General features: G+C 57.4%; 15 protein-coding genes and 2 tRNA genes. 10 read left to right on the top strand and 7 right to left on the bottom strand.

Annotation, left to right across the window (positions count from 1 at the left end; translation table 11 throughout):
* Positions 1-53: 53 nt before the first annotated feature.
* The 4 genes from rpoD to ACR0LL_RS02025 all read right to left on the bottom strand — a co-directional run bounded on the left by rpoD (position 54) and on the right by ACR0LL_RS02025 (position 6,027).
* On the bottom strand, positions 54-2,036 hold the full coding sequence (gene rpoD / locus ACR0LL_RS02040; RefSeq protein ID WP_209504318.1) for an RNA polymerase sigma factor RpoD: 1,983 nt from the start codon (positions 2,034-2,036) through the stop codon (positions 54-56).
* A gap of 114 nt (positions 2,037-2,150) precedes the next feature.
* Complete coding sequence (gene dnaG, locus ACR0LL_RS02035) at positions 2,151-4,100, bottom strand: DNA primase (RefSeq protein WP_480583483.1); 1,950 nt, start codon at positions 4,098-4,100, stop codon at positions 2,151-2,153.
* An 80-nt stretch (positions 4,101-4,180) separates the two neighbouring features.
* Positions 4,181-4,477 carry a hypothetical protein gene (locus tag ACR0LL_RS02030; protein ID WP_267366003.1) on the bottom strand — a complete coding sequence of 99 codons (297 nt, stop codon included), beginning with the start codon at positions 4,475-4,477 and terminating at the stop codon, positions 4,181-4,183.
* Positions 4,478-4,596: 119 nt separating this feature from the next.
* Positions 4,597-6,027, bottom strand: coding sequence for a Glu/Leu/Phe/Val family dehydrogenase (locus ACR0LL_RS02025; RefSeq protein WP_480583480.1), 1,431 nt, complete (start codon positions 6,025-6,027; stop codon positions 4,597-4,599).
* A gap of 335 nt (positions 6,028-6,362) precedes the next feature.
* Between ACR0LL_RS02025 and ACR0LL_RS02020 the strand changes: the two genes are divergently transcribed.
* The 3 genes from ACR0LL_RS02020 to ACR0LL_RS02010 are packed head-to-tail and all read left to right on the top strand — an operon-like array spanning position 6,363 to position 9,128.
* Positions 6,363-8,000, top strand: coding sequence for a pilus assembly protein TadG-related protein (locus ACR0LL_RS02020; protein WP_480583477.1), 1,638 nt, complete (start codon positions 6,363-6,365; stop codon positions 7,998-8,000).
* Complete coding sequence (locus ACR0LL_RS02015) at positions 7,997-8,527, top strand: TadE/TadG family type IV pilus assembly protein (protein ID WP_480583474.1); 531 nt, start codon at positions 7,997-7,999, stop codon at positions 8,525-8,527. Before ACR0LL_RS02020 ends, ACR0LL_RS02015 begins: the two co-directional genes overlap by 4 nt.
* A gap of 4 nt (positions 8,528-8,531) precedes the next feature.
* Positions 8,532-9,128: a TadE/TadG family type IV pilus assembly protein gene (locus tag ACR0LL_RS02010; RefSeq protein ID WP_480481591.1), complete on the top strand. Its 597-nt coding sequence runs from the start codon at positions 8,532-8,534 to the stop codon at positions 9,126-9,128.
* Here ACR0LL_RS02010 and ACR0LL_RS02005 read toward each other — a convergent pair.
* Complete coding sequence (locus ACR0LL_RS02005; RefSeq protein WP_480481593.1) at positions 9,090-9,569, bottom strand: hypothetical protein; 480 nt, start codon at positions 9,567-9,569, stop codon at positions 9,090-9,092. The genes ACR0LL_RS02010 and ACR0LL_RS02005 overlap by 39 nt on opposite strands.
* Before the next feature lie 157 nt (positions 9,570-9,726).
* Between ACR0LL_RS02005 and ACR0LL_RS02000 the strand changes: the two genes are divergently transcribed.
* On the top strand, positions 9,727-10,638 hold the full coding sequence (locus ACR0LL_RS02000) for a pirin family protein (RefSeq protein WP_480583471.1): 912 nt from the start codon (positions 9,727-9,729) through the stop codon (positions 10,636-10,638).
* Positions 10,639-10,659: 21 nt separating this feature from the next.
* On the opposite strand, the gene ACR0LL_RS01995 is transcribed toward ACR0LL_RS02000, so the two are convergent.
* Positions 10,660-11,247: a TetR/AcrR family transcriptional regulator gene (locus ACR0LL_RS01995; RefSeq protein WP_267366137.1), complete on the bottom strand. Its 588-nt coding sequence runs from the start codon at positions 11,245-11,247 to the stop codon at positions 10,660-10,662.
* Between the two features lie 48 nt (positions 11,248-11,295).
* Between ACR0LL_RS01995 and ACR0LL_RS01990 the strand changes: the two genes are divergently transcribed.
* The 6 genes from ACR0LL_RS01990 to ACR0LL_RS01965 all read left to right on the top strand — a co-directional run bounded on the left by ACR0LL_RS01990 (position 11,296) and on the right by ACR0LL_RS01965 (position 16,174).
* A complete protein-coding gene (locus tag ACR0LL_RS01990; RefSeq protein ID WP_480583468.1) occupies positions 11,296-11,598 on the top strand; it encodes a hypothetical protein in 303 nt (100 codons plus the stop codon).
* A 126-nt stretch (positions 11,599-11,724) separates the two neighbouring features.
* The gene (locus ACR0LL_RS01985) at positions 11,725-13,011 is read left to right on the top strand and encodes a homoserine dehydrogenase (protein ID WP_267366139.1); all 1,287 of its coding nucleotides are present in this window, start codon (positions 11,725-11,727) and stop codon (positions 13,009-13,011) included.
* Between the two features lie 69 nt (positions 13,012-13,080).
* Positions 13,081-14,064 carry a class II fructose-bisphosphatase gene (gene glpX, locus ACR0LL_RS01980; protein ID WP_267366140.1) on the top strand — a complete coding sequence of 328 codons (984 nt, stop codon included), beginning with the start codon at positions 13,081-13,083 and terminating at the stop codon, positions 14,062-14,064.
* 93 nt (positions 14,065-14,157) lie between these two features.
* On the top strand, positions 14,158-15,900 hold the full coding sequence (gene recJ, locus ACR0LL_RS01975; RefSeq protein ID WP_480583465.1) for a single-stranded-DNA-specific exonuclease RecJ: 1,743 nt from the start codon (positions 14,158-14,160) through the stop codon (positions 15,898-15,900).
* A 98-nt stretch (positions 15,901-15,998) separates the two neighbouring features.
* A tRNA-Glu gene (locus ACR0LL_RS01970) sits at positions 15,999-16,073 on the top strand.
* A gap of 26 nt (positions 16,074-16,099) precedes the next feature.
* Positions 16,100-16,174: transfer RNA gene (locus ACR0LL_RS01965), tRNA-Glu, on the top strand.
* Positions 16,175-16,239: 65 nt separating this feature from the next.
* On the opposite strand, the gene ACR0LL_RS01960 is transcribed toward ACR0LL_RS01965, so the two are convergent.
* Complete coding sequence (locus ACR0LL_RS01960; RefSeq protein ID WP_480583462.1) at positions 16,240-17,022, bottom strand: DeoR/GlpR family DNA-binding transcription regulator; 783 nt, start codon at positions 17,020-17,022, stop codon at positions 16,240-16,242.
* Between the last annotated feature and the right edge of the window lie 82 nt (positions 17,023-17,104).

Raw genomic sequence — 17,104 nt, 5'->3', positions numbered from 1 at the left:
CGTGAAAAACGCCTGGAATGAAAAAAGGCACCTCGGGTGAGGTGCCTTGATACTTATTGATCCAGGAAGGACCGAAGTTTTCGGGATCGGCTGGGATGTTTCAGCTTCCGCAGCGCCTTCGCTTCGATCTGGCGGATACGTTCGCGGGTCACGCTGAACTGCTGACCCACCTCTTCCAGCGTGTGGTCGGTGTTCATACCGATGCCGAAACGCATCCGCAGCACACGTTCTTCACGTGGGGTGAGTGAGGCCAGGACCCGTGTCGTGGTTTCCTTGAGGTTCTCCTGAATGGCGCTGTCCAGAGGCAGTACGGCATTCTTATCCTCGATGAAATCACCCAGCTGGCTGTCTTCTTCGTCACCAATCGGAGTTTCAAGCGAAATCGGCTCTTTGGCGATCTTCATCACCTTGCGAACCTTCTCAAGCGGCATTTGCAGCTTTTCGGCCAGTTCCTCAGGTGTCGGCTCGCGGCCGATCTCGTGCAGCATCTGGCGGCCAGTCCGGACCAGCTTGTTGATCGTTTCGATCATATGAACCGGAATACGGATTGTGCGCGCCTGATCCGCGATTGAACGCGTGATAGCCTGACGAATCCACCACGTTGCATAGGTCGAGAACTTATAGCCGCGACGGTATTCGAACTTGTCTACCGCCTTCATCAGACCAATGTTACCTTCTTGAATAAGATCAAGGAATTGCAGGCCGCGGTTCGTGTACTTTTTGGCGATCGAGATCACCAGACGCAGGTTGGCTTCGACCATTTCCTTCTTGGCCTGACGCGCCTCTTTTTCGCCCTTCTGGACCTGCTGAACGATGCGGCGGAATTCGCTGATGTCCAGACCTACATATTGGCCGACCTGAGCCATGTCGTTGCGCAGTTCTTCGACCTTCGCGGTCGAGCGTTCGATGAACATCTGCCAGCCCCGGCCTGGCTTTTCCGCCATTTCGGCCAGCCAGTTGGGGTCCAGTTCACGCCCGCGGTATTCGTCGATGAACTCGCGACGGTTTATCCGTGCCTGATCGGCCAGCTTCACCATCGAACTGTCCAGCGACATGACGCGACGGTTGATACCGTAAAGTTGGTCGATCAGCGCTTCGATCCGGTTGTTGTGCAGGTGAAGACCATTCACCAGTTGCACAATCTCGGCCCGCAACTTCTGATAGGTCTCTTCGTCTTTTTCGCTGAACGTGCCATCCTCGTTCAAGGTGGCCGAAATGCGGCTGTCCTGCATTTCGGACAGCATCGCAAAATCGGTTGAGATCCGCTCCAGCGTGGTCAGAACCTGATCCTTCAATGCCGCTTCCATCGCGGCCAGCGACATGTTGGCCTGATCGTCTTCGTCATCGTCGTCGTCGCTGGTGATCGGGTTGCCATCGGCATCCAGTTCCGGCCCGGCCTCTTTCGCGGGTTTCGCAGCCTGCACAGCAGACGCGTCAACGACTGGCGCGTCGCCATCTTCGTCCAGCTGGTTGCCGAATGTGGTTTCCAGATCGATGACATCCCGCAGCAGAATATCCTCGGACAGCAATTCGTCATGCCAGATGGTGATCGCCTGAAAGGTCAGCGGGCTTTCGCACAGGCCGGCAATCATGGTATTGCGCCCTGCTTCGATCCGCTTGGCGATGGCAATCTCGCCCTCACGGCTCAGCAGTTCGACCGAACCCATCTCGCGCAGATACATGCGAACGGGATCGTCGGTGCGGTCCAGCTTTTCGGTGGCGGCCCCCGCCAACGCAACCTCGCGGTTGCTTTCGGTGGTCGTCAGTTCGGTCGAGCCCTTGTTCTCTTCCTCTTCGGCCTCTTCATCTTCGATGATGTTGATGCCCATCTCGGAGAGCATAGACATAACGTCTTCGATCTGTTCCGAGCTGACCTGATCGGGCGGCAAAACCTGATTGAGCTGATCGTAGGTAATGTAACCTTTCTCGCGGGCCTCGGCGATCATCTTCTTGACGTTGGCCTGGCTCATGTCCAGCGAGATTTCCTGGTCCTGCTCGTCGGATTTGCGATCTTCGGTCGTGTCTTTGGCGGCCATTCAATGCTCCTGCAGGGATGGGTGATTCGTTTGAACCGAATCATTAGCGCGTAGAAGTGATTCGGCCACCCGTTTACCCGTTTTTCTTTTCCAGTGCCTTACGAAAACACCATTTTACCGGCGTTTCCGCTCGAATTTGATGCCGGACATGATTGCCTCGAACGCGTCTTTCTCGTCGCGGTTGATTCGCGCCCCGTTGTCGGCGATGTCGAATATGGCCCTGTCTTCATTCTGGCTTCGGTTTGTCCGGTTGCGTTCTTCTGCCGCTTGCGCCAGCCGATATGTCAGCGCCTCATCGGCCAGATCGGACAACTCCTCTGCGGCTTCGGCAATCTCAGCATCCAACCCCCGGAGCGCTTTGATTTTCGCGAGTTCTTCGGCCAGAGTCATCTCGGCCTTTTCAACGTCGCCCGGTTTGAACACACAGGGGATTACGGCGACATGGCGAAGGGCCAGCAGGTTTTCAAGGGCCTCAGGCCCTAAAGTTTCGGCAATGTGGTCCTTCAGATTGTCCGGGTCATCGATCGCGTGGCGCAGAATTGCAGTTCGCAATGCGGCGTGATCAACATCGCGGCATTCCATCTCTTCCAGTTGGTGTTCGAACTGCACGACGACTTGGGGGTTAAGCGCGGCAATAGCCAGAATGGCCGCTTCGCGCAGTTGAATCTCGGCATTCTCGGACGAGGCCAGAAACGAGGAACGCGCGCCGGGCGTGGCGGGTTGTTTTGGCGGCACCCATTTGCCGCGCGGTTGCCATTGCCGGGATTGCGGCTGCCGTTGCGGACGGAACAACTGCCAGCGCAGGTCCTTGATCTCTTGCCCATAATGCGCCCGGATCGACGGATCGCGGATCAGCTTGATTTTCTCGCGCAGGGACTTGTCCAAAGCCGCCTTGCGTTCAGGACTGTCGAACACCTTGCCGTCGGTCTCGCGCTGCCACAGCAGCTTGACCATCGGAATGGCACCATCCAGCACGGCCTTCACAGCGCCTGCCCCTTCGGCGCGCAGCAGGTCGTCGGGGTCTTTGCCCTCGGGCATCAGGGCAAACCGCAGCGACTTTCCAGCTTCGAGCATCGGCAAAGCCAGATCAACCACCCGCATCGCAGCGCGCAGACCTGCTGTGTCGCCGTCCAGCGCAATGATCGGCTCGTCCGATATCCGCCAGAGCAGTTGCAATTGATGTTCGGTGATGGCCGTTCCCAAAGGGGCAACCGACGCGCCAAAACCTGCTTCGGCCAGCGCGATCACATCCATATAACCTTCGGCCACGATCAGCGGCTGCCCCTTACCTGCTGCCTGTCGAGCCGGGCCTTGATTGTAAAGACTGCGCCCCTTGTCGAACAGCTCGGTCTCGGGCGAGTTCAGGTATTTCGCGTTGTCATAGGGGTCCATCGCCCGCCCGCCAAACGCGATGCAACGTCCGCGCGGGTCGCGGATCGGGTACATGATGCGGTTGCGGAAGGTGTCATAAGGCTTTTTGCCCTTGTTCGAGGGCTTGGCCAGCCCGGCCCCAAGGATCAGGTCCTCGGCCACGTTCTTGCCGCGCAGATGGTCCCACAGCGCCTGCCAATCGTCCGGGGCAAATCCAATCTCCCACCGGTCCAGCGCTTGCGCGTTCAACCCGCGGCGCGCGAGGTAGTCTCGTGCGGCGGCTCCTGCCCCGGTCTTGAGCTGCAGGCGGAAGAACTGCGCTGCCTGCTCCATCACTTCAGCCAGCTGTGTGCGGTGGTCCTGTTTTTCCTGCGCCTTCGGATCGCGCGCAGGCATCGGCATCCCGGCTTCGCGGGCCAGAATCTCGACTGCTTCGATGAACGAGACATTCTCGGTCTCTTTCACAAAACTGATCGCGTCGCCTTTGGCGTGACAGCCAAAGCAGTAATAAAACCCCTTCTGATCATCCACGTGGAACGAGGCCGTCTTTTCATGATGGAACGGGCAAGGCGCCCACATGTCCCCTTTGCCCTGATTGGACTTGCGCTGGTCCCACATGACTTTGCGCCCGACAACCTGAGACAGGCTGAGCCGCGTGCGCAATTCGTCCAGAAATCCGGGGGGCAATGACATCTGCTAAACCTGCCAGAAATGAAAACGCGCGCCAAGAGGAAGGCGCGCGGTTGTCCACAGGGAAATGTCCGAGTTGTGGATTATTGTTGCAGGCACAGTTCAAGCCACGCCGCGCCCAGGTCTTTCTTGCGCACGTCCCGCATCTTTTGCTCATAAACCCAAGGTGTGATCAGCGGGATTGCAGCATTGTAGTTTTCGGGCCATGTCGGGCCGCTATCCGCCACCGCTTGTACAACGTCACGTTCTTTTACACGGTCCAGTCGCGCCTTTTGAACCGCAGCCACCACATCAGCTTGGTACTTGCAGCTTTGTTCCTTGGTTTCCTGAGCGGCCAAAGGGGTGGCCAACAGAGCCGCGACAAAAGCGATACGCAACATGGAATTCTCCGGAGATTCGTTTCTTTGAAGTAGATTGCCCGTCAACCTAACGGGCTGTCAGGGACATTCAAGCCGCAGCGCATGCTGGCGGGGCGAATTGATCACCCCGCCTGTCCGATTCAGAGACCTTTGGCGCGGTAGCTTTTCGCAACGCGGTCAATCGCCACGATATAAGCCGCCGTACGCAGGTCCTCGACATCATCACGGCTGTGCCAAACCTCACGCATCGACTGATAAGCAATACGCATTGTGTCATCGAGACCCGAGCGCACCAACTCAAGCTCATCCGCGCCTTTGAGGTACTTGGCCTTGAAGTCCGGCGACATCGACCAGGCATCGCCTAGGTACCGGTCCAGCCGTTCCAACTCGCTGACGATCAGTTCGTGGCGCGATTCTTCCTGGCGACGCTGCATCCGGCCAAAGCGAATATGGCTAAGGTTCTTGACCCATTCGAAATAGGATACTGTCACACCGCCTGCGTTGGCATACATGTCGGGGATAATCACTGTGCCCTTCTTACGCAGGACTTCATCCGCGCCAGCAGTAACCGGACCATTGGCAGCTTCGATAATCAGCGGCGCCTTGATCCGATCGGCGTTCGACAGGTTGATGACACCTTCCAAAGCCGCCGGGATCAGAATGTCGCAATCGGCCTCCAGCACTGCTGCACCTTCAGCGGAATGGGTCGCGTCGGGATAGTCTTTTACGCCGCCATGTTTGACAATCCACTGACGCACGGCTTCGACGTCAATCCCGTCGGGATTAAATAGCGCACCGTCCCATTCGATGATTCCGGTGATGCGCGCGCCATCTTCCTCGCTGAGGAACTTTGCAGCGTGATAACCTACATTACCAAGCCCCTGCACGATAATGCGCTTACCATCCAGTTTACCTGACAAGCCTGCTTTCTGGATGTCTTCAGGGTGGCGGAAAAACTCGCGCAACGCGTATTGAACACCGCGCCCAGTCGCTTCGACCCGCCCCGCGATACCACCGGCATTCAGCGGCTTTCCTGTCACACAGGCGCGCGCATTGATGTCCGTTGTGTTCATCCGCGCGTATTGGTCAGCCATCCAAGCCATTTCACGCTCCCCAGTGCCCATATCGGGCGCAGGCACGTTTTGCGATGGGTTTATCAGGTCTCGCTTTGCAAGCTCATACGCAAAGCGCCGCGTGATCTGTTCCAGCTCATGCTCTTCATATTCTCGTGGATCAATGCAAAGCCCACCCTTGGAGCCACCAAACGGCGTTTCGACAAGTGCGCACTTATACGTCATCAGCGCAGCCAGGGCTTCGACTTCGTCCTGGTTAACCGCAGTGGCATATCGAATACCGCCCTTGACCGGTTCCATATGCTCCGAGTGGACAGACCTGTAACCAGTGAAGGTATGGATTTCACCACGCAGCCGCACGCCAAATCGAACTGTGTAGGTTGCGTTGCAGACACGGATCTTTTGCTCCAACCCCGGCGGCAGCTCCATAAGGGCGGCTGCCCTGTTGAACATCAGGTCAACACTTTCACGAAAGCTGGGTTCTTTGATGCCGGTCATAAAATCCTCCGTAGCGGTACGTGACGATGCGTCACGACGTTTTGTCGCACCACTGGCGGCCTGCTGCAATCAAACAATGCACTTTTTTTAATCATTTTATGAACGCACGCTTAGTTGCCCTAGGGTGAGTCGCTCAGATCGGCCAACTCCTTAACGAATTGTTTTCATTTCATCGACAGATCACCTGAAACGGTCCAAATTATACCCCTTCGGCGCGTAAAAAGGCCAAAACCAAGCCTTTTTCGCCCAATTCACGCCACGTTTGAAAATTAACTTTGTCCCAAATCTCTTTTTCTTTGACGCACGAATTCGACGTGTGAGGCGGAGTAACCAGAATGCTAAATTCCTTGCTTTGTAACGACGGCTCGAAACCGAAGCGCAAAACGTTCAAGTTAGAGCAGTTCGCTCGGAACGAAGATGGCGTCTTCACTATTTTCGTATTGTTTATGGTGGTCCTGATGCTGGCAATTACCGGCATGGCCATGGATGTCATGAAGTATGAGCGTGACCGCGCCAGCCTGCAATCCACACTGGACCGCGCTGTGCTTGCTGCCGCGGACCTCGACCAGGACCTTCCCGCCAAGGCGGTCGTCGATTCTTACATGGACAAGGCCGGGCTGGGCAATCTGAATGCCATTACGACGGTTGTTGAAGGGTTCGGCTCCAAAAAAGTAAGCGCTACAGCCGAAGCGGTTGTTCCGACCCGCTATCTGAGGTTCGGCAAAGTCACTGAACTGGGCCTTGTTGCGACCAGTGCGGCTGAAGAATCCATTGGCGCTGTAGAAATCTCGTTGGTTCTCGACATTTCCGGCTCTATGTCGCGCTCGTCTGCCACACCATCGAAGACAAAAATCGCAGTGTTGAGAGAAGCTGCGTCGGAATTTGTAAGGCTCATGCTGGACAAACCTGACGAAACACAGATTTCAATCTCGATTGTTCCTTATGCAACGCAGGTCAACGCGGGTGCGCCAATCCTGGACAAGTTCACAAATGTCACGCAGGAGCACAGCTATTCGCACTGCGTAAACTTCATTCCGGAACAGTACAGCGATTCTGATCTGGAACGCGATGACACGTTGGAGCGCACCGCCCATTTCGATCCTTTCACCTATTCTGAAGGTTCAATCGACCTGCCCGTTTGTCCGGTCCGCGCAGGAAGTGCAATCACCCCTGTCACCGACAATATGAACAAACTGCTTGCTCAGATTGCGTCCCTCACCCCCGGTGGGAACACATCAATCGACATCGGTATGAAGTGGGGTACTGCCCTGCTGGACCCGAGCATGCGCGGAATTGTTCGCGACCTGTCACTGGAACAGGATCCATCCTATGCAGGTACAACAATTGTGCCATCAAAATTCTCGGTCCGTCCCTCGGACTATGACACCGACGTTCTGAAGATCGCTATTGTTATGACCGATGGTCAGAACACCGATCAATACATGCTTAACCCATCGCTGCGCGAAGGCTTGTCAGACGTTTGGTACAACTCGGAAGCCGGAGAATATACTGTGTATCATTCTCAGGGCCGTCCGAACTTTTTCTGGCCTCAGCAGGGCGTTTGGGCGGATCATCCCTACGGAAATCCGGAAACTGAGACACCTTTGAACGAAGAACTCGGAACTGCCGTTCGGCTGACATATCCTGAACTCTTCAATCGAATTTCATTGGCCTCGAATGCACGCGACAACTATTACTGGCAGTCCAGCGGTTGGGCGGAATGGTATTCCAAGGCCTACGAGAAAGTTGAAACGTCGGCCAAGAACCAGCGCACCAAGCACATTTGTGATGCGGCCAAGGATCAGGGCATCATCGTTTACGGTATCGCGTTCGAGGCGCCCAGAAGCGGGTACAGGACCCTCAAAGACTGTGCCAGCTCTGACAGCCACGTCTATGACGTAAGTGGCCTGAACCTTGAGAAAGCCTTTGAATCCATCGCATCGTCGATCCGCAAGCTGAGGCTAACCCAATGATCAGCAGAAAGCTGTCGATGCTCCGCCTGTTTCGACAATCCGAGGCAGGCAATGCGACAATCGAGTTCATCATGCTCGTACCCTTCTTCCTGGCGCTTCTCGTGGCAGGAGCCGAACTGTCCATCATCACGATGCGGCATGCTGCTTTGGAGCGTGGGGTGGACCTGATCGTAAGGGATATTCGGCTGGGTACGGGTACGGACTGGAATCACGACGTGATCAGGGATCGGATTTGCGAAGTGTCCGGAATCAAGGATTGTACAGGGAATTTGCGACTGCAAATGGTCAAACAGGACGCGTTCGCTGGTATCGTGCTTTCAGACAGCATCCCCTGCACGGACAGTTCCGAAGATCCCAAACCGGTTCTGGATTTCAAAAGCGGCCAATCCAACGAGTTGATGATCTTGCGGGCCTGTTTGCGCATAGATCCGGTTCTTGAGACCTCAGCCATTGCCAAGCTTGTCCCGGACGCTACCGGTCACTACGCGGTGACCGCAACGACGGCATTCGTACAGGAGCCACTGTAAGATCATGTCTGTATTCCGAAACCTGAAGAAGCGCTTCAAAGTCTTCAAGAAGGACGAAAGTGGCATTCTGACCGTAGAAGCCCTCATGATTTTTCCGCTGATGTTATGGACGATCACGTTCACGTTCACAGCATTCGAGGGGTTTCGTCAAAGCGCATCCAATCTGAAGGCAGCTTATACGATCAGCGACCTGATTTCGCGTGAAACGCAGGCCGTGACCGATGTGTATATCGACTCGCTGCACGATTTGGCGGGCAAGATGATCAATAACCGGTCAGACGTGAAAATGCGGGTTTCTCTTATCGTTTACGATGAGGACGATAAACGCCATTATGTGCGCTGGTCGACCGTACGCGGCTTTGATCAGGAATGGGATGACAACAGGATCGATGAAATCGAAGACCGCCTGCCGCCAATGCCCAATCAGGACACCGTTATTCTGGTTGAAACGTCCAATGAATACATCCCCACGTTCCGACCGGGCTGGGATTTTGCGACAGGTATCACCTTTGAGAACTTCATCTTTACCCGTCCCCGCTTTACAAACGAAGTTGCTTGTAACTTAACCCAGACCCCGTTCGTCTGCACAAATAGCGGATAGAATTTCGGACATGAACTTGGCCTCGGCGGCAGATGTCATGCCGCCCACGCCAACCCGGTGACCAACCCGCCACCACAATCCCGGAGCCCAGCGGTTCGCTGCTTTGTTTCGCGTACGGACCAGAAAGCCGTTTGACGGTTTGAACGCGAACACACCCCGATCTACCGTTTCAATATCGGCCACTTCTGCGATGATCTGACCCGACCCCGTTCGCAACTCGGTCCGCGTCAGTTCGATCCAGTCTTCTGTGGCGCGCCAGACACGAAGCGCCAGCCAAAGCGATGCACCGCCAACGACAAACAGAAACACCTGCCAAACCGGTTCGGGTGGCGATGCCAGCGCGACATAGGTAACCAGCATTCCAACCGTTGTCAGCATCCCTACCCCGGTCCATCGTCTGGGGGATGAGGCCTGAATTGTTGCCAACACATCGTCCTGCATGGATGTCTCCTGTCTGATCCGCTTCGATCTAGCCATTTTGCGCCGGAAACAACAGAGGCTTGGCCGCAAAACAATTTCGCACAGGTCCGGTTATTTCATGCAAATTGACTGCCGTGGCGCAGAGATTACATGCTGCCCGGATGAAACGGAGGTGAACATGTCCCTTAGACCGACGTTGGAAACACGCAAAGCCATCCCCACAATGGAAGGGGCTGGTGTCAAACTTCACCGTGCATTCGGGTTTCAGGATCCGTCCGAACTGGATCCTTTTCTGCTGTTCGATGATTTCAGAAATGAACGCCCGCAGGATTACCAGGCCGGGTTTCCGTGGCACCCCCACCGGGGAATTGAAACGATTACTTACGTCCTGACCGGCACGGTCGAGCATTCGGATTCGCTGGGTAACACCGGCACGCTTGGCGCCGGTGATGTGCAATGGATGACCGCAGGATCCGGTATCCTGCATCAGGAAATGCCAAGCGGCAACATCTCGGGCCAGATGCACGGCTTCCAGTTGTGGGGCAACCTGCCTTCGGACCAGAAGATGACCGCCCCGCGCTATCAGGACGTTCAAAGCAAGGACATCCCCGAAATCACCGATGACGATGGCACCACAGTGCGGGTGATCGTAGGTGAGTTCTGGGGTAAGACCGGACCCGTAGACGGGATAGCTGCTGACCCGCAGTATCTGGATATCTCTGTCCCGGCAGGTGTGAAGAAAACCTTCCGGATCGATACGTACCGCCGTGCTTTCGCCTATGTGTTTCAGGGTCAGGCCGCCTTTGCCGATGCCTCGCAGCCGACAGGTGTGCTGTTGGAAAAGGAAATCGCCGGGCAAGAGGTCAATATCCGCGACATGTCAGGGGATCGCACGCTTGTCCGTTTTGGCACTGGCGATGAAATCACCGTTCAGGCTGGCCCCCAAGGTGTGCGGTTCCTGCTGATCTCTGGGGCTCCAATCAATGAACCCGTCGCGTGGCATGGCCCCATCGTGATGAACACGCGGGCCGAACTGGAACAGGCATTTCGCGAGCTGCGCAATGGCACGTTCATTCGCCCCGCGCACTAACAGCGTGACGGTTTGATCCTGTCAGGCCGTCACTGCCTTGTGCACCATGTTCCAATAGATCTCCTCGACTTCGTCCAGTGACAGGCGACCGCCCGAACGGTACCAGGTCATCACGCCGTTCAGCATGGCTATCACGGCCAGCGTTGCAATCTTCGTGTCCGAAATTGCGAATTGTCCGGCCTGCTGCCCTGAATCAAGGATGCTTTCCAGCACGTTTTCGTATTGGCGCCGCAAGTCTTCGATTTCAGCAAAGTTTTCGGGCGAAAGATTGCGCAACTCCATATAGGCGATGAAAACTTCGTCGGGGCGTTGCAAATGGAAGCGGATGTGAAAGCCGATAAACTGGCGCAAAGCGTCTTCGGCATCGTCGCAACGGCCCATTGCATCAAGCGCCTCAAGCAGGTCCTGCATGTGTTCGCGCATCAACCGGTGCAAAAGGCTCTGTTTGTCGGGCGTATAGTTATAAAGCGCGCCTGCCTGTACGCCGACCTCTTTTGCGATCTGCCGCATCGAGACAGCGGCATACCCATAGCGGGCAAACAGGTGCAGCGCGGCCTTGCGGATTCGCGGGCCGGTTATGTCGGAATGTGAGCCTTGAGTGCGTGCCATGGTTCTACAGTATATGAACAGATGTTCATATAGAACCCCGCTTGAACGATGTCGTCAAAACGTGCATCACGATGGGGCAACAAAGACCGAAAAGCCTGCGACATGAAACTGCTGCCTGTTTTGCCCCTTATTCTATTTTGCGCCGCCTGTGCGGACATTCCCGAGTTGGAAGGCAGCGAACCGGCTCCAGTTAGATCCGCCCCCTACCCGCGCCTTATTCCGTTGCAGGAAACCTTAGGGCCACCGGTGGACCCGATCCATCAGGCAGCAGCAGTCGAAGACGATCTGACCCAACGCAGCAATGCCTTAGCCCAAAAGGCGCAGGCGCTACAAAACGCGCAAACCAACTGACGCGTCATAAATCACCCCTACTATCCCCCGGTGACGGATTGCACCCTTGGCCTGAACCCGCTAAGGCAGCGCTGATTGGACAAGCATCCGACACCAGAAGAATTCGAGCGGAGAAGGACCCACGACATGACACAGGCACTGCGGCTGGGAATTGCGGGCTTGGGAACGGTCGGCGTGGGTGTCGTCAAGATCGTCCGCCGCCATGCAGAATTGTTGCAGGCCCGTACAGGCCGTTCGATTGAAATCGTGGCTGTATCCGCGCGCGACCCGAACAAGGACCGTGGCGTGAACCTGTCGGATTATGCCTGGGAAACCGATCCGGTTGCACTGGCAAAACGCGACGACATAGACGTTTACGTCGAATTGATGGGTGGCGAGAACGGTCCTGCCAAAGCCTCGGTCGAAGCAGCATTGGCCAGTGGCAAGGATGTGGTCACCGCCAACAAGGCATTGCTGGCCATCCACGGGCAGGAACTGGCTGAAAAGGCCGAGGCCGCCGGTCGTGTGATCCGGTTTGAGGCCGCTGTCGCTGGTGGTATCCCGGTGATCAAGTCCCTGACCGAAGGTCTGGCGGGGAACGAGATCACCCGCGTGATGGGTGTCATGAACGGAACGTGCAACTACATCCTGACCCGGATGCAATCGCAGCGTCAGGGCTACAATGCCCTTTTCGATGAATGCGCCGAATTGGGATACCTTGAGGCCGACCCCAATCTGGATGTCGGAGGTATCGACGCTGCGCACAAACTGGCTCTACTATCCTCGATTGCGTTTGGGACCAAGCCGAATTTCGACGGGATCGAGATTGAGGGTATTCAGCAGATCAGCCTGGACGACATTGATCAGGCCGAAGACATGGGCTTTCGCATTAAATTGCTTGGCGTGGCGCAGCGCACCGCGCGCGGGCTGGAGCAACGCATGCAGCCTTGCCTGGTACCCAGCGACTCGCCACTGGGCCAGCTGGAAGGCGGCACCAATATGGTCGTGATCGAAGGTGACGCGGTTGAGCAGGTTGTTCTGCGTGGCCCCGGCGCGGGCGAAGGCCCGACAGCCAGCGCTGTGATGGGCGATGTCTGCGATCTGGCGCGTGGATTGCAGATCCCGACCTTTGGCCGCCCAGCCACCACGCTTGAAACCGCAGTTCCCGCCGTCACCGGTCGACCTGCGCCGTACTATCTGCGGCTGGGCCTGCTGGATAAACCTGGTGCATTGGCCAAGGTTGCGGCCATTCTGGGCAATGCCGGGGTGTCAATTGACCGGATGCGCCAATATGCACATGCCGAAAGCACAGCGCCTGTGCTGATCGTCACCCATAAGACCACCCGAACGGCGCTGGACGTCGCGTTGGAGGGTTTCCGCGAAACCGATGTGGTTGCAGGCGACCCAGTTGCATTGCGGATTGAAGCGGTTTGACCTTGCGGCCTGCATGAAACGCAAGCTATGCCGGAAGACACGGCTATACTGACCAGAGGATACATAAACATGAGTGCTGCCAAGACCGATTTCAATGACCGCCTGCTTTCTCTGGGGCTGGCCAGGGTGGCGGAACAGGCTGCACTGGCCTCGGCTTCGCTGGTAGGCCGGGGCGATGAGAAAGCCGCGGATCAGGCCGCTGTGAACGCAATGCGCGAACAGCTGAACCTGCTGGATATCGCAGGTGTCGTTGTCATCGGTGAAGGCGAGCGCGATGAGGCGCCGATGCTGTATATCGGCGAAGAGGTTGGCACCGGCAATGGCCCCGGTGTGGATATTGCATTGGATCCGCTGGAAGGCACCACGCTGACTGCCAAGGACATGCCGAACGCACTGACCGTCATCGCCATGGGCCCGCGCGGCTCGATGCTGCACGCGCCGGATGTGTATATGGACAAACTGGCGGTCGGCCCGGGGCTGCCGGAAGGTGTCGTCAATCTGGACATGTCGCCACGCGAGCGTGTCGAAGCGCTGGCCAAGGCCAAGGGATGTAAAGCCGCTGACATCACCGTCTGCATTCTGGAACGCCCGCGCCACGAAGCGATGATTGCCGAAGTGCGCGAAACCGGCGCCGCGATCCGTCTGATCACTGATGGTGACGTGGCGGGTGTCATGCATTGCGCTGAAAGCGAAGTAACCGGCATCGACATGTATATGGGCCAGGGTGGCGCGCCCGAGGGTGTGCTGGCCGCCGCTGCGCTGAAATGTATGGGTGGGCAGATCTTTGGTCGCCTGTTGTTCCGTAACGATGACGAACGTGGCCGGGCCGCAAAGGCAGGCATCACCGATCTGGACCGTGTTTATGCACGCGATGAGATGGTGACGGCGGATGTGATCTTTGCCGCCACCGGCGTGACCGGTGGCTCTTTGCTGCCCCGGATCAAGCGCGAGCCCGGCTGGGTGGAAACCACGACGCTGCTGATGCGGTCCAAGACCGGGTCGGTGCGCCGCATGTCCTACCGCACGCCGACATGGCCGCATGACAACACATAACGGCTTGCGCCGTTGCCTTCGGCGAGAGTATTTCTGAAAAGGTGAAGAGGCCGGGTCCACAAGGGTCCGGCCTTGGCGCATGAGAGGCGAGCAATGAGTTTTCTTGGAGTCGAGCAATCACTGACGGGAAGGCTTTGGGTTGGACCCAGCCCGGAGATTGAGCGGGCGGCCGAGATGATGTCGCAACAAACCGACCTGCCCCGTGCAGTTTGCCAGGTTCTGGCCCGGCGCGGCGTGCCGGTATCGGAGGCGCCCGGCTTTCTTGACCCAAAGCTGAAGGAATTGCTGCCAGATCCGCGGGCCATCAAGGATATGGAAGTTGCCGCCACGCGCTTTCTGGATGCCGTCCGCAATCGCCAGAAAATTGCTGTGTTTGCAGATTACGATGTCGATGGCGGCAGCTCTGCCGCGTTGCTGCTGGTCTGGCTGCGGCAGATGGGCGTGCAGGCGACGCTTTATGTGCCGGACCGGATCGACGAAGGGTATGGCCCCAACGTTGCCGCGATGCAGGAGCTTGCGGCTACGCATGATCTGATCATCTGTGTTGATTGCGGCACGCTCAGCCATGATCCGATTGCGGCGGCTACGGGGGCGGATGTGATCGTTCTGGACCACCATTTGGGGGGCGAGACGCTGCCCGATTGCGTCGCAGTGGTGAACCCAAATCGACAGGATGAAAGCGGCGATCTTGGTTATCTTTGCGCGGCGGGCGTTGTGTTCCTGATGCTGGTCGAGGCCGGTCGGCAGCTGCGTGACGCGGGCGCAAGGGGACCGGACCTGATGGCCCTTCTGGATCTGGTGGCCCTGGCGACCGTTGCCGATGTGGCACCACTGATCGAGGCCAACCGCGCCCTGGTGCGACAGGGGCTGAAAGTGATGGCACAGCGGCAGCGCCCCGGCCTTGTCGCGCTGTCCGATATCTCGCGCATGGATACCGCGCCGAACAGTTATCACCTCGGGTTTCTGCTTGGGCCCCGCGTGAATGCCGGTGGACGGATCGGTCAGGCCGATCTGGGCGCGCGCTTGCTGAGCACCGATTCCCAGCAAGAGGCGCAGGCGTTGTCCGAACGTCTGGATGCCTTGAACACTGAGCGCCGTGACATTGAAAACACGGTACGTGCCGCCGCGCTGGAGCAAGCCGAGGCGCGTGGCTTGGACGCCCCTTTGGTCTGGGCGGCAGGTGAAGGCTGGCACCCCGGTGTCGTTGGTATCGTGGCCTCTCGGCTGAAGGAGACAGCCAATCGACCGGCGATTGTGATTGGCTTTGACGGGGATGAGGGCAAGGGTTCGGGCCGCTCGGTTTCCGGCGTCGATCTTGGGGTTTCGATCCAGCGTCTGGCGGCCGAAGGGTTGCTGGTCAAAGGAGGCGGTCACAAGATGGCCGCGGGTTTGACCGTCATGCGCGATCAACTGGAACCCGCAATGGAGCGCCTGAGCGAGTTGCTGGCCAGACAAGGGGCGGGCCAGGGTGGACCTGCGGACCTGAAATTGGATGGCGCGTTGATGCCCGGCGCGGCAACCGTGGAACTGATCGAGCAGATCGAACAGGCCGGACCGTTTGGTGCCGGTGCCCCGGCCCCGCGCTATGCGTTGCCTGACCTGCAGGTTCGCTTTGCCAAGCGGGTCGGTGAATCGCATCTGAAACTGTCGCTGACCGATGGAATGGGCGGCGGGCTGGATGCGATTGCCTTTGGTGCTTTCGACGGGCCGATGGGCGAAAAACTGTCAAATCACGGCGGTGCGCGCTTTCATTTTGCGGGTCGGCTAGAGGTCAACACCTGGGGCGGGCGCCAATCTGTGCAGCTCAGGCTGGAGGACGCGGCAGAAGCCCGTTAACACGCGGCTTTGGTGTGCTAAAAAACTTTCCCGTCCCTGCGTTTTTACGCTTGCGGGGGTCACGGCGAAACCGTAAAAGGCCCTCCACAAGCCAGCGTGGCCCGTTCGTCTATCGGTTAGGACGCCAGGTTTTCAACCTGGAAAGAGGGGTTCGATTCCCCTACGGGCTGCCATTTGCGCTTGTGACCTGATACCAAGTGGCCCGTTCGTCTATCGGTTAGGACGCCAGGTTTTCAACCTGGAAAGAGGGGTTCGATTCCCCTACGGGCTGCCACTCTTCCTTAGCTTCTTCCATCCCAAAGCAGCAAGATCATCCGGGCCGCTTCGGGAAACAGCAACCTAGCTATCATCAGCGATCTGAATTTCAATGCCCCAACGGTCAAGGAATCTGGCCACCCCACCCTTTGGCACAGCATCCGTGACCAGCGAATGCACCAGCCGAGGATCCGGCCCCACATAAGGTGCCCTTTCACCAAACTTGGAATGCGCTGCAGCCATGACAACCTGGTCCGCACACCTGACCACCACAGATGCAAGTTCCGCTTCGACCGCGCTGTGGTAGAGAAACCCTTTGCTGTCGGAAATCGCGTCCGTGCTCAGGATCACGATGTCAAAGGCATAGCGTTGCAGCTGCTTGTGGGTGACGTGACCAAACGTCCCCCTTTCATCGATCTGCAACTCACCCCCCAAAAGGTGCACACGGTTTCCGTTGACCCCGGCCAAGGTCTGAACGACACCGATGGAGTTGCTTACTACCGTGAGGTTGCTGACCTGTCGCAGCTCTTCTGCGACGAAGGCGGTTGTCGATCCCACATCCAGGAAAACGGTCATCTGATCGCGAACCAGTTTCGCGGTATGCCCGGCGATCAAACGCTTTTCATCAGCGTCTTGTGATATCCGGTGAAAGAAGTTGGGGGCGCCCTGCACTCCGGCAAGGTAAGCTCCGCCATGAACGCGTTCGACCGTACCCGCCTTTGACAAGGCTTTGATCGTTCGGCGCACCGTCTCTTCGGATACGCCGAGCATATTCGCCAGATCCGAATTCCGGGCCGTTCCACCCAAACGTCTGAGGGCATCAAGCAATTCCAGCTCACGATGGGTGTTGAGGGTATTCTTCTTCACGAACCGGCTCCGGAGATTTTCTTTATATGGACACGGATTACCGTGAACGGCAAGGCAGTGCTACATCCGCATTGCCACAACT

The organism is Ruegeria sp. AI2 (genome assembly GCF_056541275.1).
The sequence above is the reverse complement of the archived record's forward strand: the minus strand, read 5'-3'. Positions and strand labels throughout refer to the sequence as shown.